At 34.2% G+C, this 17,648-nt stretch carries 17 protein-coding genes; 5 read left to right on the top strand and 12 right to left on the bottom strand.

Annotated features, from left to right (window positions below; all coding sequences use genetic code 11):
* The first annotated feature begins 2 nt into the window (after positions 1–2).
* Positions 3–1,637, top strand: coding sequence for a hypothetical protein (locus ACQKMV_RS19435; protein ID WP_427505905.1), 1,635 nt, complete (start codon positions 3–5; stop codon positions 1,635–1,637).
* 23 nt (positions 1,638–1,660) lie between these two features.
* On the opposite strand, the gene ACQKMV_RS19430 is transcribed toward ACQKMV_RS19435, so the two are convergent.
* The 9 genes from ACQKMV_RS19430 to tyrS form a co-directional block, all read right to left on the bottom strand.
* Entirely contained in the window at positions 1,661–2,275 is a 615-nt protein-coding gene (locus ACQKMV_RS19430) for an ABC-2 transporter permease (RefSeq protein ID WP_427505904.1), read from the bottom strand.
* Between the two features lie 4 nt (positions 2,276–2,279).
* The gene (locus tag ACQKMV_RS19425) at positions 2,280–3,137 is read right to left on the bottom strand and encodes an ABC transporter ATP-binding protein (RefSeq protein WP_427505903.1); all 858 of its coding nucleotides are present in this window, start codon (positions 3,135–3,137) and stop codon (positions 2,280–2,282) included.
* Positions 3,137–3,514, bottom strand: a complete 378-nt coding sequence (locus tag ACQKMV_RS19420) for a GntR family transcriptional regulator (protein WP_427505902.1) — start codon at positions 3,512–3,514, stop codon at positions 3,137–3,139. The genes ACQKMV_RS19425 and ACQKMV_RS19420 overlap by 1 nt, the downstream gene beginning before the upstream one ends.
* A 244-nt stretch (positions 3,515–3,758) precedes the next feature.
* Entirely contained in the window at positions 3,759–4,709 is a 951-nt protein-coding gene (locus ACQKMV_RS19415; protein WP_427505901.1) for an alpha/beta fold hydrolase, read from the bottom strand.
* A gap of 66 nt (positions 4,710–4,775) precedes the next feature.
* On the bottom strand, positions 4,776–5,279 hold the full coding sequence (locus ACQKMV_RS19410) for a GNAT family N-acetyltransferase (protein ID WP_427505900.1): 504 nt from the start codon (positions 5,277–5,279) through the stop codon (positions 4,776–4,778).
* A 329-nt stretch (positions 5,280–5,608) separates the two neighbouring features.
* A complete protein-coding gene (locus tag ACQKMV_RS19405; protein WP_427505899.1) occupies positions 5,609–5,890 on the bottom strand; it encodes a hypothetical protein in 282 nt (93 codons plus the stop codon).
* Positions 5,891–6,161: 271 nt separating this feature from the next.
* A complete protein-coding gene (locus ACQKMV_RS19400; RefSeq protein ID WP_427505898.1) occupies positions 6,162–7,181 on the bottom strand; it encodes a DUF4179 domain-containing protein in 1,020 nt (339 codons plus the stop codon).
* A complete protein-coding gene (locus tag ACQKMV_RS19395) occupies positions 7,178–7,696 on the bottom strand; it encodes an RNA polymerase sigma factor (protein ID WP_427505897.1) in 519 nt (172 codons plus the stop codon). The genes ACQKMV_RS19400 and ACQKMV_RS19395 overlap by 4 nt, the downstream gene beginning before the upstream one ends.
* Before the next feature lie 352 nt (positions 7,697–8,048).
* Entirely contained in the window at positions 8,049–9,263 is a 1,215-nt protein-coding gene (gene tyrS / locus ACQKMV_RS19390) for a tyrosine--tRNA ligase (protein WP_427505896.1), read from the bottom strand.
* 1,191 nt (positions 9,264–10,454) lie between these two features.
* On the opposite strand from tyrS, the gene ACQKMV_RS19385 reads away from it, so the two are divergent.
* The 3 genes from ACQKMV_RS19385 (at position 10,455) to ACQKMV_RS19375 (ending at position 14,705) form a co-directional block, all read left to right on the top strand.
* Complete coding sequence (locus ACQKMV_RS19385; protein WP_427505895.1) at positions 10,455–11,828, top strand: MFS transporter; 1,374 nt, start codon at positions 10,455–10,457, stop codon at positions 11,826–11,828.
* A gap of 48 nt (positions 11,829–11,876) precedes the next feature.
* Positions 11,877–13,436, top strand: coding sequence for a histidine ammonia-lyase (gene hutH / locus ACQKMV_RS19380; RefSeq protein WP_427505894.1), 1,560 nt, complete (start codon positions 11,877–11,879; stop codon positions 13,434–13,436).
* 81 nt (positions 13,437–13,517) lie between these two features.
* Positions 13,518–14,705, top strand: coding sequence for an AraC family transcriptional regulator (locus tag ACQKMV_RS19375; protein ID WP_427505893.1), 1,188 nt, complete (start codon positions 13,518–13,520; stop codon positions 14,703–14,705).
* 406 nt (positions 14,706–15,111) lie between these two features.
* Here the strand turns inward: ACQKMV_RS19375 and ACQKMV_RS19370 are convergent, their stop codons facing one another.
* The 3 genes from ACQKMV_RS19370 to ACQKMV_RS19360 all read right to left on the bottom strand — a co-directional run bounded on the left by ACQKMV_RS19370 (position 15,112) and on the right by ACQKMV_RS19360 (position 16,383).
* Positions 15,112–15,342, bottom strand: a complete 231-nt coding sequence (locus ACQKMV_RS19370) for a GNAT family N-acetyltransferase (RefSeq protein ID WP_427505892.1) — start codon at positions 15,340–15,342, stop codon at positions 15,112–15,114.
* 139 nt (positions 15,343–15,481) lie between these two features.
* Positions 15,482–16,165, bottom strand: coding sequence for a DUF554 domain-containing protein (locus ACQKMV_RS19365; protein WP_427505891.1), 684 nt, complete (start codon positions 16,163–16,165; stop codon positions 15,482–15,484).
* 47 nt (positions 16,166–16,212) lie between these two features.
* Positions 16,213–16,383 carry a GNAT family N-acetyltransferase gene (locus ACQKMV_RS19360; RefSeq protein WP_427505991.1) on the bottom strand — a complete coding sequence of 57 codons (171 nt, stop codon included), beginning with the start codon at positions 16,381–16,383 and terminating at the stop codon, positions 16,213–16,215.
* Positions 16,384–17,003: 620 nt separating this feature from the next.
* Between ACQKMV_RS19360 and ACQKMV_RS19355 the strand changes: the two genes are divergently transcribed.
* A complete protein-coding gene (locus tag ACQKMV_RS19355; protein WP_427505890.1) occupies positions 17,004–17,516 on the top strand; it encodes a DUF6609 family protein in 513 nt (170 codons plus the stop codon).
* Positions 17,517–17,648: the final 132 nt, after the last annotated feature.

Genomic DNA, 17,648 nt, shown 5'->3' with positions numbered 1-17,648 from the left:
CGATGAAAGATTTCAAAACTCTGCAATTGCTTGATAAGATTCAATTTATTTTTGTGAAGATGGGCATCGATTACGACATCATGAGAAAGATCCTCCATATTAAACTAACAATGGATGAGCGTAAAATACCGACATTATTTAACCAATCATCAAAGAAAAATAAGGAAGAACAAAAATACGGCTACATCAAATCTTTATGGATTTATGTTTTATTCGGGCTTATGTTAATTCCTTTTATTGGATTCGATCAAAACTATCTTTTCCAGATGAGTATTGCTTATGCCATGATCATTTTTATCATCATGACATCATTGATTTCTGATTTTTCTTCCGTACTTTTGGATGTACGGGACAGAAGCATCCTCTCTACCAAGCCAATCTCTGCAAGAACGATCAATGCGGCCAAGTTTATGCATATTTTCATCTACTTGACGTATTTAACGATTGCATTTACGGCCATCTCCCTTGTGGTGGGCTTATTTAACCAAGGATTTCTATTCTTTATTTTAACGGTGCTCTTACTAGTTTTAATTAATATTTTTATTGTTGTTTTAACCGCTATTTTATATATTGCTATTTTAAGATTCTTTGATGGAGAAAAGCTGAAAGATATCATCAATTATGTGCAAATTGGCTTATCATTAATGCTGATGATTGGCTATCAAGTTCTTATTAGGTCCTTTGAACTTGTCGATTTTGATATGGTGGTCACGTTTCATTGGTGGAGCATTTTTCTAATTCCTATGTGGTTTGCCGCTCCTTATGAGCTGCTGCTAAATGGTGACAGCTCTTTATTTACAGTGGTATGTAGTATCTTTGCTGTCGTCATGCCAATTATTTCGATATGGCTTTATCTAAAGCTGATTCCAACCTTTGAACGCAATCTACAAAAACTATTAAGCACAAGCAAATCGAAAAAAGAAAAGAACAATAAACTAAAGGCGTTTTTATTAAAAATCATTTGTAGAACTAATGAAGAAAGAGCTTTCTATCGCTTCGCCTCTCTTATGATGAAACAAGAGCGCGAGTTTAAACTGAAAGTATATCCGTCTTTAGGCTATTCTTTTGTTATCCCATTTATTTTTATGTATTCTTTTTCAAGGTCCGAAGATGTTGATTATTCCGTTAGCATGAGCTATTTAAATATTTATTTCAGCATGCTAATTATTCCGTCAGCTGTGCTTATGCTCGGATATTCGGGAAAATATAAAGCCGCTTGGATCTATAAAGTCTTTCCACTCAAAGATTATACAGACTTGAAAAAAGGTAGCTTAAAAGCATTTTTGATTAAGTTGTATAGTCCGTTATATATTGTTCTAAGCATTATTTTCTGCTTCATTTTTGGTACGAGAATTATCCCAGACTTACTGAGTGTTTTAGTGGCAAGCTGCATGTACACCGTCATTTGTTACATCGTCATCGGAAGCAAGATCCCTTTCACAAAGCCTTATAATGAAGTTGGCGATGCCCAGAGTTGGAAAACTATTATTTTGCTCCCCCCTTTAGGTATTCTGGCGGGACTGCATTACTTCCTGACAACTCATATTTCTTATGGGGCAATCATTTACTTATTCGTGCTTGTCATTATGAATTTCGTTCTATGGAAATTTGCATTTAAGCATATGAAAACGGCTTGAGCCTGAGCTCAAGCCGTTTTATTTTAAAAAGCTTTTCTCGTATATATACGAATAGATAGTAGCCACGATCCAATATATAATATAACGATTGAAAGGATAGCTATGAAATACATTTGCGTTTCTTGTAAAGTCATGAACTTTTGTGTCAATTCTCTTAATATCTCATTTAAATTAGGAACTAAAAACTTAATAGTTACTAGATAGATACCAATTAAAGCACCTACAACAATCACTAAATATTGCCTTTTAAATTTATAAAAGATTGGCAGCATGAATGAGATAGCGACCATAACAAGACCGATAATTAGCAATATTGCTTTCCACGAAAACGACGTTCCTTGTCCATTTAAGAGATAATTGCCTCCATAAGTAATAATTATAAATAGTGATGTAAATATTAATGCACCTACATATTTTGAAGTAACAATTTCCTTTCTCGTATATGGTAGCGAATTAAGCAGAATATTAGCATTATCTTTATCATCGTAAGAAAAAGCCATATTAATAAATGTTAAACTATATACAAATACAATAAGAATTGGGGAAACATCTGCTAACAAGTAGATTATTATAGTAGCAATGTAAAATAAAATTACTTTCTTTTGTATTAAAACATCCTTAAGTATAAGGTTAACCATACAGTTACCATCCTTTCTTCGTGTAGTACATAATATCTTCAAGAGTTGGTTTTTCCACAATAACAGAATCCCCAAATATTTTTGCCACACGATTTTTATCGGCTGTTAATGCCTCAAAGCCTGTATTCGTTTTTCGGATTGCAATAAACTCTTGTTCCGTTTCACGATCCAATAAATCCAATGTCCCTTTTACAATGGCATATTCTTCTTCAATCTTATAAAATTCTTTCGTGAAAATATGTTCTCCATTATGAATAAAGGTAATATAATCAGCAATACGATCTAAATCTGTTGTAATATGCGTCGAAAAGAAAATTGTTTTATCCTCATCCTGCATTAACTCATGTAAAATATTTAGTAACTCTCTACGAAATATCGGATCGAGACCAGCAGTTGGCTCATCCATAATAATTAATTCTGCATGATGAGCTAGAGCAATAGCTAACGAGGCTTTCATCTTCATTCCCTTCGAAAAGATCTTCATATTTTTATTCATTGGTAGTTCAAACTTTTCAACATAATGCTGAAAAGCGTTATCATCCCAGCTTTTATAGGCTGGTTTAATAATCCTTTTCATATCCTTTAAAGTTACATTTTCATAAAAGACATTTTCATCATAGACAAAACCAATACGTTCCTTTATCTCTTTCTCATGTCCCTTATAATTCATACCAAATAATGAAACAGTACCACTATCTTGCTGTAATAAGTTCATAATCAATTTGATCGTTGTTGATTTACCTGCACCATTTCCACCAATAAATCCAGTTACGAAGCCTTTTTTAACGTTTATAGAAAAATCCTTTATCTGAAATCCGTTAAAAGATTTATGAATATGCTGTAATTCAATGACATTTTCCATCATTCATCCTCCATATACAATAAAGTAAGCATTTCCTTGAGCTCTGATAAGCTAATGTCCATTTCTTTCCCGTTTTGAATGGCAACCAACAGATTTTCTTCGATTACCTTTATTTTTCTTTCCCTCATCATTTCCTTATTTTGTTCAGAAATGAACGAGCCTTTTCCAACAATAGAATAAATAAATCCGTTTTTCTCAAGCTCTTCATATGCGCGTTTTGTTGTAATTACGCTAATCTCTAAATCCTTTGCAAGCTGGCGCATAGATGGCAACGACTGACCTTCTTGCAATTCACCTGATAAAATAAGTTTTTTGATTTGAGCATAAATTTGCTCATAAATAGGCTCTTTTGAGCTGTTTGAAATAATAATTTGCATGCAAATACCTCTTCGCGAAATATTGTATATATACTTTATATACAATATATACACAATAACCTTATTTTGCAAGTACAATTCTTATTGAACTCAAAAAAAAAAAAAACGAAAACATGAGATTGCTAAATCACAATCTGATGTTTTCTGTTTTAAATTATTTAGTTGATAATACTGCCAATTATGACCCTAACTAGATTCCGCTAACTTTTTAATTGAAGTATTATTATTCAAAGATTCCATCCAATTAACCATTTAAACTCTCTATATATTTTTCTGACTCATCCGCTATTCGCTTAAATTCAATATCATGAATATAATGTGAGCAATTTAATTTTATTAATGTGCCGTCTTTATGCTTACTGAAGAACTCCTTTTGATATTCATTCCACGCTTCCTCATTCCAACCTGTTCCTTGACCGTTTGAAGTGAACAATAGCATTGGAACATTTGGGATTCCAGCCGCTCCTACCATTTCAGCATTTGCCTTAATATGCTTAACTTCATTCACCATATTTATAGTTGCCGTTCTACGATAAAAAACCACTTTATATAACTCTTTTTCTTCATCTGTCAAAGTCCCATATTTTATGGCATCACTTTCAGACAGGCCCGGAATCCATCTAGTAAAACCAATATTTGCAGCAAAGGCACTTAAATGAACTAGAGGCATATTTATATCATAATCTTTATATGCAGCAGGAACAGCTATATCCAATCCTATAATTGCCTTTACTTCATTCGGGTAGACTTGAGCCCAATACAATGCCTCAATACCAGACATAGAGTGAGGGAATAAAATATATGGCCCTTTAACACCTGATTTTAATAGAGCTTCTCTTGTTTCATGTAAAATAGTATCAATATCACGGTCAGAATCTGTAATGTCACTAAAGCCATAACCTGCCTTTTCAACGACAACGATTTTATATTTATCGCTTAACAATGAATATAATGATTTAAAATCCAAAACAGGTGAGCTTGTGCCTCCACCAGACATAAATACAAGCGTTTCTTTCCCATTTCCTTCTATGTACACATGCATTTGATGACCATTCACTTCTACCATTTTCCCTGTTGGCGTAAATAATTTATCTTCCTTTGATAATTGTATTTGATGAATACTATAACTTGTCGTAACGATCAACAAAAGTATCGCTGCAATAATTAAAAAAAGCATCATGATTCGTTTAAACACTGTCTTTCAACCACCCCTCTTCGGATATTTACTATCCATCAAAGCCAATAGAAGACACCATAGCTTTTAGAGTTCCAAAAGGTAATCGACAAACTGTAGCTTTTGGCCATTCATTTCGAATTCATCATCATCTATACACACTTGTTTAAAACCATTCTTTTCAAGAACCCTTTGAGATCCGATATTATTCATTGTTGTTTTTGCTTTAATCTTTTTTACACTAATTTCTGTTTCTAATAGTAGTTTTAAGGCTTTAGCGCCTATCCCTTTGCCGCCGTAATCTTGCCCTACTCTATAGCCAATTTCTGCTATATCATTCGTTGTATCTATATCTACTAAATTAATTCTTCCAATAATATTGCCTGAGTTATCTCTTATTAAGTAAAATTTCGACTTTTCTTCCTGTTGTTCTACTAAAAGCTCTCTGTGTCTTATTTTAAACGTTTCAAAATTATAATAATCTTCTCCACGACTAGGTACCATTTGTTCAAAGAATTGTCTATTGTTCTTTTCGAACCGATACAATTCTTCTGCGTCACGCTCTTGTATGCTATTAATTGATATTTCCAAGCTAAACCACCCTCTCATTCTGAAAAATATGTAATGTAACCCATATTTATGAAAAATAAACTCTTTACGATATCATACAGAAAAGTTTGTTTTTAATCCATTGGAATCCTGAATTGAAGAAATATAAACACATTCCTTTCTATATGTATAACGACTCGGATAAAGAGGAAAATCCCCCCTAAATCTTTCAATCGTCTTCGAATAGTAGCTTCAGAACCGCGAAGTATTCGAGCAATTTCCCGATTACTTTTTCCAGCATCCTTTAAATGTTATCAGTTACAAAGCTTTTTTGTAAAAAAATACAAATGAAAAAGAAAGTAGATCTATATCTACTCTCTTGATTGTTTAGGGAAAATATAAAAATAAAAAACAAAACCAATGATAATTGCAGGTGGTAAAGCAATTCCTATATTCTGTACAAATGCACTTGCAAGCAATTTTAAAATCCCCAAAATATCCTTAGATAAAATATTTTGATACTGTTCTGCACCTGTCAAATCTCTGATGATTAGGGTTACAATAAAAATAATGAAATAACTAATTAAGTTATATTTAATACTTAAGCTTAACTTCATTTTTTCTTTGTCATCGTTTTTTTCCTCTTTCTCCATTTTACCATCCTCCCCTTACCTTAATTTATGATAATTATCACATATCAGAATTTACATTAACAGGAATTTTTGGAAATAGAGGAAAATAGAACACTATACAAAAATGCGACAAAACTCATTAAATAGGTTTTCGTCGCATTTTTCATCGGAAATCCATACCATTTATCCAAAAAATACAAAGTGGTTATCGATAAACAAATAAAAAAGTACATTAGCAATATAGCTACTAATGTACTCGCCTAACACATCACTTTGAAACTTTAAAAATGCACTATTTTTCTTTACTTATTAATTTTAATTTTTCATAGCCCTTAATATTTAAGCTTAGTTGTTTTTCTTTATTCCAAATACTATAAGGGTATACTAAATTAACAACGGTTTTCCCATCTTTCAATTCTGTAGTAACTCCTCTTGCATAAAAGGACTCTCCTTTTTCATTTGTTAATGCCCATTCAAAAAATTGATTTTCATCCTTGGAAAGATCTGCGTCGACCATTAAAGATACATGCATAGAGCCATTCGTAAGGGTTGCTGATTGAAGTTGAATGCCCTCAACAGTATTTTCTGCTTTAAAAGGTTGCGTTACAATCGTTGTTGGTGTCAATGTAAACGACCACTTTCCATTAACAGTGACTACACCTTCCTTTTCCGTCGAAAAACGGATCGTTTCGATTACAAATTGAGCGTTCTCTAAGGAAGGCCATGCCATTTCGTTGGACTCTAATAAAAGTTCTAATATCATGGATTGATCGTTCTCTTTTATCATATTCTTGTAATGGCTTGCCGAAATGTCTGTTGGGGCGAGAGGCTTTGTATCTGAAATAAGGGAATCCATTTCTGTTCCTTTAGAATCATACATACGATATTCGATGAATACGTCATAAATATCTTTTATATCAATATTTTTCGGTAAAATTTCCATTCCCAACCCTACTCGATAGGCATCAGCAAATGTATTTTTAAGTGTAACCGTAACATCTTGTGAACTTTGCGATACACCTACATATTGTACCTCTCCGTTTTGGCTTGCAAGTTCAATCCCAGCGTCCTCAAACCCTAGAAATGCTTTTAGTTTGGCCATTGCTATATCATTAGACAAAATCAGACCCGAAGCGAGCACTGCACATGCAGCCGCAGCTGAAATAGGCTTCAACCAACGTTTTTTTGTCTTTTTCTTTGATTTAGAGCGAATCTCTGTATAAGAACGGTCAAAAGCTTTTTGCACAATATCAGGTATTTCTTGTTCTCTATTCATTTCCTCATGTAAACGGTCGTCTAATGATTTTTTCATAGTAATTGTGCCCCCTCAACATAATAATTATTTTTCAGATATTGCTTCGCTCTAGAAATCCTCGACTTTATCGTCCCTTCTGATTCATGAAGAAATTCGCTAATTTCTTTTGTCGTGAGCCCATTCACATAATAAAGCGTTAAAGCAATGCGATAGCTCTCATCTAGACTCTCCAATGCATCATCAAGCTCAAGTGAAATTTGATCTTGGTGTCGCAGTTCATGCAATGTCGTTACATCTAGCGGTACAGTACGCTGATCCTGTTTCATAAAGCGATAGCAGTTATTTAAAAGAATTCGACAAATCCATGTATTAAAATATTTTGCTTCTTTTAGAGAATCTATTTTTTCAAACGCTGTCAGAATTGTATCTTGTAGAAGGTCCGCAATATCCTCATCTTTCAAACCAAGTCGTTTTGCTGTCCGATAAAGCGTCATTTCGTATTGACGGATTAATTGTATAAACGCTTCTCCATCGCCCTTCTTTGCTTTTTTTACAAGAAACTTGGATTGCATGTAATCACCTCTTTTTTTCTCTTACATACCGTTAGAGCATTTTGATTGATAGTTAGTTGCATCGATTTATTATTTTATAACACTAAAAAAGCAACCGACGAAATTAAAGTCGGTTGCCACCTACTAATATAAATTGTAAATGAGAGGATATTTAAAACAACTAACACTGTTTACTCTCCGAAAATAAGTTCAGATCTGTTCAAAGCTTCATAGAAATATCGAAAAACCAAAGAAACAACGCATGACATCCTTGAAATGCAATAACCATTTATCAATTTGTTTGATAGATGGTTTTAAGGGGTTTAAAATCTCGTTTGTTTTTTTAAAAAGCGAGATAATTCAACTAGATTCCCTATTTTATAAATCGTATAAATCGTTTCTTCCCTATCTGTAAAACTTCTTCATTCATTAATATTTTATCAGTATCATCTACTGTAAGTTTTTCACCATTTATAGAAACGCCATTTTGTTTGATTAATCGCATAAATTCGCTTTTACTTTTAATATAGTCATTGGCAATTAATAACGGAATAATATCTAGTACAGATTCTTTTCCTATTTCAATTAACATTGACGGGATGTTATCAGGGATTTTTTTCTTTTGAAATGCTGTTTCAAAATAATGCTCCGCTTCCTTCATAGATTCTTCGCCATGATATAAAGTAGTAATAATTTCTGCTAGCTCAAGTTTGATATCTCGCGGATTTTCACCTTTTAATAATCGCTTTTCTACTTCCTTGATTACTTTAGGATGCTCATCTGTTGCAAGTTCAAAGTATTTAATAATTAATGCATCAGGTACTTCCATTACTTTTTTGAACATGACTTCTGGTGCTTCATTCACCCCAATATAATTCCCTAAGCTTTTACTCATTTTTTCAACACCGTCTAAGCCTTCTAATAACGGCATGAAAATGGCAATTTGTTTTTCAAGCCCTAAATGTTTTTGTAATGTACGCCCCATTAAAATATTAAACGTTTGGTCGGTACCGCCTAATTCAATATCTGCAAAAATTTCGACTGAATCATACGCTTGCATCAACGGATAGAAGAATTCATGAATACCGATTGGTACTTGACTGTTATAGCGTTTTTGGAAATCATCACGTTCTAAAATACGCGCTACAGAAGTCGTCGCAGCTAATTTGATAACTTCCTCAAATGTTAACTTTGATAACCATTCACTATTAAAACGTATAGTTGTCTTTTCCTTATCTAAAATTTTAAAAATTTGCTCACAATATGTTTTAGCATTTTCCTTTACAATTTCATCACTTAGTGCGACGCGCCCTTTGGCTTTTCCTGTTGGATCTCCTATACGACCTGTAAAATCACCTATAATAATGACAACTCGATGGCCTAAATCTTGCATTTGTTTAATTTTTCGTAGAACAACGGCATGCCCTAAATGAATGTCTGGCGCGGAAGGATCTAAACCGAGCTTAATCGTTAAGGGCTTTTTTCCCTTAAAAGAATGCTCCAATTTTGCTAATAACTCTTCTTCATTTACAATCTTATCTACACCCTTTTGAATAATCTCTAATTGTTCCTCTGGCTTTAAAAACATACAATACAACTCCTTAAATATTGAATTAATATCGCAAGTTCTATAAGAGCAAAAATCAATTTCGCCTTGGCGTAATTGCGTCCGGATTTTGAATTGTGCCCGCACAATTCAAAATCTGTGACATTCGCCGGAGGCTTTATCTTCATTCAGCAGGTGCTCTTCTGCTGAATGAAGATAAAAAACGCCCTTTAGGAATCAACCTAAAGGACGTGTATGAACGTGTTACCACCTTAATTTAAGAGTTATTCACATAACCCTTCTCAATAGGTACGGCCAAATGGCGATACCTTTGCATTGATTACGGATGCAAACCCGTCGTAGCCTACTAAAGTTCGGTACGCAGCTCCAAGATGTATTCATTTTAACTTTCCTTGCGCCTCTCATCAACCGGCTACTTTCTGTAAGGTATTCAATCAATTATGCCTCGGCATAATTGCGTCTGGAATCGGCTTTGTGCTTGCACAAAGAACTCCTTACCGATTCCGTGACATCCGCCGGAAGCTTTAACTTCAATCAGCGGATGTTTGGACAGACGTTGATTGAAGTTAAAACTACTCGTTCTCTTCAACGCTTTTACTCTTATACTCCAAATTGTTATCAACAATTTTTCGTTATGCAAATCTTGATAATTATTATAGTGCTTTTATTTGAATTGTCAATAAATTAACAGCTTATCTTCATAACTTTGGGTTGATTTCCGCTCCGGCTGGGCGCTTTCCTCAGGGCGTTCACCCTCCACTCCAACCAGTTTATATAAATACCTTAAATAAAGTTGTATATGTGACTTCAAAAGGCAAAGAATATACCCCGCCACTATTAATTGTTTCTTTTGCGAATGTAGATCCTGGTGTTCTGCACACAGTACCGCTGTTTACAAAAATAATTGTTTGTTAGAATTAGCATGAAAATGTTCCATAATTCATGTACTCTAATACAAGTGGAACATACTGTTTCCTTTCACCATAAGCATGTCGAATAGCAATATTATGCTAATGTTTCGAAATATTCTCTAGAGTCAAATGTTTTAAAAATAGATATAATCGCTTTATCAAACTAGATTAATTAATTACTGAATTATTAATTAATTGAAAGCGCTTTAATCATGGCTATGGAAGGAGGCTTTTGAGTCTTTTAATTTATTTTTTGAGTTTAAATATCTGAAAAATCAAAAAACAGAGAGGGGAATTTCTGGTGAATGGACAAACATATAGGATGGATGATGCTCCGCTAAATAAGTTTCATATAAGAATCACAGCACTTACCTTTGGTTCCAATTTTTCTGATGGATATGCACTTGGAATCATTGGGATGGCTCTTAGCCTCCTTGGTCCGCAAATGCATCTTGGTTCATTTTGGAATGGATTAATTGGAAGCTCAGCCTTAATCGGATTATTCTTTGGAAGCCTTTTTCTTGGCGGACTTTCTGATAAAATTGGCAGGCAGAAAATCTATTTATCCAATTTTGTCATTATCACAGTAGCATCAGCTTTGCAATTTTTTGTAAATGATCCAGTTACGCTTTTCGTACTGCGGGTCTTAATCGGTGTTGCCCTCGGAGGGGATTATGCAGTAGGTTCTACTTTACTGGCAGAATTTGCACCAAGAAAGTATAGAGGTATTTTATTATCATCCTTAAATGTTATATGGACAGTAGGTTATGTCTTTGCCACTGTTGTAGGATTCTATCTTGCGAAGATGGGGCCTGACTCTTGGCGCTGGATGCTTGTTAGTGCAGTAATTCCTGCTGTAATTGTGTTAGTTATGCGTATTGGAACTCCTGAATCTCCAAGATGGCTTGTAAAAATGGGTAGAAATGAAGAGGCAAGAGAAATCGTGAGAAAGTATATTGGCCCTAATGCTGTAATGGATGAAAATATTTCGCAAGATACCGCCACTAATTATGGAATAAAGGATCTTTTCAACAAACATCTTTGGAAGCGAACTGCTTTTGGCGGTCTATTCTATGCATGTCAGGTAATCCCTTATTTTGCTATTTATACTTTTCTTCCGACAATTTTAGAAGCAATGGGCTTTGAAGAAACCTTTATGGTTGATATGCTGTTAAATCTATTTCTTCTTGTTGGAGTAATTGCTGGTGTATGGTGTACAGAAAAGCTCTCACGCCGCGGTTTTACCATTTATACTTTTATTATCCTGACTGTTTCCTTATTTATTCTAAGTCTTATTCCAGCAGGATCTAATGGCTTTGCTATAATGGTGTTTGCAATCTTTACTTTTGTAATGGCTGCAGCTGGCAATCTTACACTCGTTTATCCAGCAGAATTATTCCCAACCGAAGTTCGGGGAACAGGCGTTGGGTTAGTCACAGCGATAAGTCGTATCGGTGCAGCGATTGGAACATTCCTTTTACCAATTAGTGTAAGCACCTTTGGCATGACAACATCGATGATCTCCCTGACTGTTGTCTTATTGATTGGAACTGTTGTTTCCATTGCATGGGCACCAGAAACGAAATCACTTAGCTTGAATGAAGCGAGTGATCCAAATCTGGACGTTGCCATTAGCCTAAATGGAGAGGGAAAGAGTGTTGAAGTAGGTAGATAACATTTATTTCTTGTTCATGTTGGAACTTGAAGGGAGTACGCTAGGAAAATGAATACGACTATATCAAACACCCACCCAAAGGAAATAAAACAAGTTACTTTAGGTGATGGAGATATTACAATAAATGAAATCATTGCTGTTTCTAAATATGATGCAGAGGTTTTATTTTCACAAGATTACCGTGAACGAGTAAATATTTCGCGGTCAGTCATTGAAAAGTTTTTGGATGAAGAACGAGTTATTTACGGAGTCACAACGGGATTTGGCAGTAACGTAACCGAAACGATCTCCACAGAAGATGCGGAGATTCTTCAAAAAAATATTATTCGTTCTCATGCAGTTTCAGTCGGTGAACCGTTAGAAAAAGAAGTGGTAAGAGCCATCCAATTCATGATTTTAGCTAATTTAGGGAATGGTTTCTCTGGTGTAAAATTAGCGACTTTAGAACTTATAAGGTCGCTGCTCAATCACCAAATTGTCCCTTTTGCCCCTGGGGAAGGTTCGGTTGGATATTTATCGCCGGAGGCCCATATGGCCTTAGTGTTAATAGGGGAAGGAAAAGCATGGTACAATGGTGAGTTGATTTCTGGGAGAGAAGCTTTAGAAAAAGCAGGTTTACAGCCTGTTTCATTGGGCTGTAAGGAAGGATTAGCTCTTACAAGCGGAACAACGTCGGTCACTGCTTTCGCGTCATTGGCTCTTTTTAGCAGTATTCAGTCAGCAAAAACAGCTGATGTTGTGAGTGCTATGTCTCTAGAAGCGTTAAAGGGTACCATTAAAGCCTTTGATCCACGAATCCATTCTGTTAAGAAACATGAAGAGCAAGCTGGTACAGCACGAAACATTATAAATATACTCAAAGGCAGTGAGATTGCTGAAAAATATCAGAACTACAGATTACAGGATGCTCTTAGTCTTAGATGTATTCCTCAAGTCCATGGTGCCGTTAAAAAGGTTTTAAAAGATGCAGAAATTACAATCTATAATGAGATGAACTCATCAAGTGACAATCCACTGATTATCGCAGAGGAACGTGGAGATGCCCTAATGGGAGGGAATTTTGATGGAACATTCGTCGGTATCTATTCGGATACGATAGCCATCGCGATGGCTAATCTCGCAAAGATGTCAGAGAGAAGGCTCGACCGGCTTGTCAACTTTCATGTAAGTGAACTTCCAAATTTTCTCGTAGCAAAACCAGGCTTAAATAGCGGTTACATGATTCCACAGTATACTGCAGCAGGGTTGATTAATGAAATAAGGGTTCTTGCTCATCCCGCAACAATTGATAATACACCAACCTGTGCAAATCAAGAGGATGTTGTCAGCTTTGCCTATTTTGCAGCAAAGAAGGCCTATCAAATAGCTAAAAAGCTGGAGTATATTTTAGGACTTGAACTGATGGCAGCTGTTCAAGCTCTGGATTTTCATCAGCCTCTAAAACCTTCACCCGTCAGCCAAAAGGTTTACGAGCTCATTAGGAGTGAAGTACTGACCGTAGAAGAAGATCGATATTTCTATCCTGATATTCAATTTATTACCAAACTTATTAGTGAAGGAGAAATCCTAACTGCTGTAGAATTAATGATGGGTAAACTAGATTGGTAGGAATGTTTATAATAATGGAGGCTATTATACTCATTTTAATAACGAGTATAATAGCTTTCATTCTATTTGGGGGCTCAAAACATGGTCGATGAAATGACACAAATATCTTTTTCGCAACTATTGCTTTCAGGAACCTTTGTACACGTGGCTTCTTTTGAAGTTTTACAAGAAAAGTACGGCATGAATATTCAGCCTAATGTTGTTGTTTTAGTTTCGATGGATCGCTATCCAGATTTAGCTGAGGGAAAACCGCTTGAATGGAAAATGAAGATTGGACGAAAGCTTGTAGAAGAATTAGACAGCATCTTACCTATTCCATTTTTAAGAACATGGATTGAAGAGGGAGTTCTTGCTCTTTTATTGGATTTTCATGAGGTAAATCCACAAGATAGAAAGAGGGAAGTTCTTTTACTGGCAGAAATAATTCAAAAAACCTCAGATCAAAATGACATACATGTTTCGATTGGTATTGGTAATTTTTACGATGATCCTGCTTCCCTCATCTGTTCTTTTGAAGAAGCAAAAAAATCAATGTCCGGAAGGTTTTTTCAAGGGAATAAATTAATTTTTCATACCGATATGAGAAAAAACGTGGTTGAATCATTAACGATTCCTTTAACGAAAGAGAAGTCGGAACTATTTTCGATCGTTAGAATCGGTTACACAGAAGGGGTCGTAACCCAAATGAAAGGAATCATGAATAGCTTTGCAGAGATTTATAACTATAATGAAGATGTCTTTAAATCAGAGGTTATTGATCTTCTTATGATGATGTCTAGAATTGTGTTAGAAGTCGGAGTAAATCCTGTCTCGATTTTGACCAATACGGCGAATGTGATTCAAGATCTCTATCATATTATCCGATATGACAAATTTGTTATGAAAGTTTGTCATTTTGTAGAATGGTTAACCGAACAGGTAGAAAAAATATATATTGGCGATGTTTCACCCACTATTAAACATGCGATTAGCTATATGAAAGAGAATCATCAAAAAGAAGTTTCTTTAGACGATATCGCTCATTATTGTCACTTAAGCAGATATCATTTCAGCCATCTTTTTAAAAAAGAAGTCGGAACCAGTGTCATGGATTTTTTTAATAAGCTTAGAATTGATAAATCCTTATTTTATTTGGAAAAAACTGAGTTTCCCGTACATGAAATTGCTAATCGAGTGGGTATCCATGATTTCAATTACTTTAGCCGATTATTTAAAAAATATATGAAATCCAGCCCCACGGATTATCGACGGTTAATGAGGAACATTTAAAAATTTATAGGTGTCCTGCTGCATGCCTTTATATAACAGCAAGAGTCAAATAAGATTCTCTTATTTATTTAAGAATCGGGTAAACGATTTTATAGTTATACTTTCGAAGTATCTTATATCAATAATTAAACAATCATAACCCCGTACTAAATTTAGAACGGGGTTATGATTGTTTAAGATTTTAAAATTGAATAACTTTATTAAGAGATAATCTAAGAAGGAATTCAAAAAGAGAAAAGAGTTAAGGTTCTTGTGTTTGGCTAAACGGAAGTATTTGAAATTCTAGATTCTAATAAAAGCTATTTAATTATAGAAGATTTCTCTGGAAATTTTCCAATTGTTCTTTGGACAAGAATAGAGTGTAAAAATGATAGTATTAACCGAGTTGAAATAAGTGACCAAGAAATTATAAGCGTTCCTCCACTTTTAATTTCGAAAGAATTGATACTTCAACTCCATATATTTTTAGGGATACGATAGCACCATAAATCTTGGTAATATTAAATTTTACGGACGCATAATTAATGAACATTTGAGTTGCGGTAGTTCCTATACCCTTTCCCCATAACTCACTTTCACCTATAGCAATACCTATTTCAGCGCTATCTTTTTGAATCTCCGCTAAATCTGCATACACAATTAATCTTTCCTCATATTCAATTCCTAAGCGAATAAAATCCTTTTAATACCACATTTTATTATTCATAAACAGGATTGTATCTTTAGATAACTAAAGCTCTCTTAATTTAAGTACAATATTCAATGTCTCTTAAAAATTATAAATGAGCTAAATGAATGATCAAAAATACTATAAGAGGAATCATTAACGATGGTAGAAGATTTAACGTATTAAATTTCTTAATCCCCAAAATACTTAAACCTGAAGCTAATATTAATATACCTCCTACAATCGTCACTTCATTTAGAAGATCATTACTTAAAGAATTCTCCATTAATATTGCAATTAAATAAATAGAACCTTGCCATACAAATAATACTATTCCTGCAACAGCTATCCCAATACCAAAGGTGGAAGCTAAAACAATTGAAGTAATTCCATCCAACATACCGTTTGCAAGCAGATATGTATAGTCTCCCTTTAACGCAGCCTCAACAGGACCTAAAATTGATAAAGTTCCAATGCAAAATAATAAGATAGCAGTCGATAATCCTTCAGCTAAATTACCCTTAGAGTACTTATTTACTAAAGCATTAAATCTTGTTTCTAACTGAAGTTTTTGACCTAGTAACCCCCCTATAGCTAAACTTACAATAAAAAGCACTGGGTATTTGCTTGAAGGTAAATGTTGTACTAGTGCATTTATTCCTAATCCCATAGCTACTAGCCCCATTGCCTGCATTAAAATATTATGATACTCATCTTTTATCCCCTTTTTAAAGATGCTTCCCACAATGCTCCCGACTATTATCATCATTGTATTAAATATTGTTCCAACCATAATCATTTCTCCTAATCAATTATGCCTCGGCATTACTTAGCCTTATTTTATAAATATTTTGTAATACTAAATTTCTCGAACAAATAATTAATGAACATTTGGGTTACGGTAGTTCCTATACCCTTTCCCCATAACTGACTTTCACCAATAGCAATCCCTATTTCTGCTCTGTCTTTTTGAATCTCTGCTAAATTTGCATTACCAATTAATCTTTCCACCAATTATATATTGCTTCTTTGTCTTGATTTTTTCTCCACCCATTAGCTTCACAAAAATTTTCATCCATACTCCAACGAAGAGCGAAATTGTAATCATCATTTTTTAAAATTCAAAAATTATTTTTTTAGCATCCTCAACCATTTTTGATTTTAACTCCTGTCCTTTTTTATACTATATGGATTTCAAAATATTCATACTCTTATTATACAAAGAAAAAATCAAAAGACGGTATATAAATCCAATTTACACCATACTTTTAAATGACTTTACTATTCCTGAACATGACTGTGATGTTTAAAACACTACTTATTTGGATTACAGATAGATCTTTCGAGCAACCATATTTTTAACTGAAGAACAGTATGACTTTTATATAAACAGTGCCAAATTCATTTGAACCTATATATTTTTCACTTCGACAAATTATGACAAAACAATGTAATTCAATTTGATATATTATTCTAAAAATCTATTATTCGAAGGAGCTAGAAGAAAGCATTACCTCTAAGGGTTTCGCGTCCTACTATATTAGGGCAACAACTGAAAAGTAGTTGAATTTAGTTTATAGCGATTCTGAGAAAATGAAGCATATTTAACGTTTGAGAATGGAGAATAGAATATGGAGACACAACCCTACAAATATCCTAGACAAAAGATTAATGGAATTTGGCTAATAATTGCTGGCATAGCAATGTTCTTACTTTTAATAAAATATAACGGCTATCCAAATATTTGGCCCTTTACCATCGTTTATGTACTAGGTATGGTTTGGCAATTAAGCCCTAAAACCCGAGAGAAATTAGCAATCGGTCCTGGTACGCGGGAACAAAAAATGTGGTCTAATTTTTCAATTTTTTTATTAGCCATTTTAGTTTTTGTCAGTTTTCAATTTTTTTCCGATGATTATAGAACTTGCTGGCTATTAATTATTTTAGCTGTCGGCGTCCATTTCTTACCTTTTACTCCGGTACATGGGAAATTAATGCTTTTTCTATCAATCAGTTTAATAATCAATGCATTCATAGGATTAATTATTACTAACGTAAGTCTAGATGTCTTTTTTGTAATAGATGGCCTAATAAAGATTTTATTTGGTAGTATTTTCATTAAGTTAAGTCCTACTAATTTTTAAAATATGAGGATTCTGCTTTGCTGTGACTCTTGCAGAAAATCAGAACCACCAGTCTAACTGGTGGTTTGCTCTACGCGTGAAACGCTGGGGTACTGGCCCATGTCTAAAGACACACTGAAAGGTCCGCCAACC

This window comes from Lysinibacillus sp. NPDC094403 (assembly GCF_050278745.1).
Lineage (GTDB): Bacteria > Bacillota > Bacilli > Bacillales_A > Planococcaceae > Lysinibacillus.
This window is presented reverse-complemented; position numbering and strand designations above follow the sequence as displayed.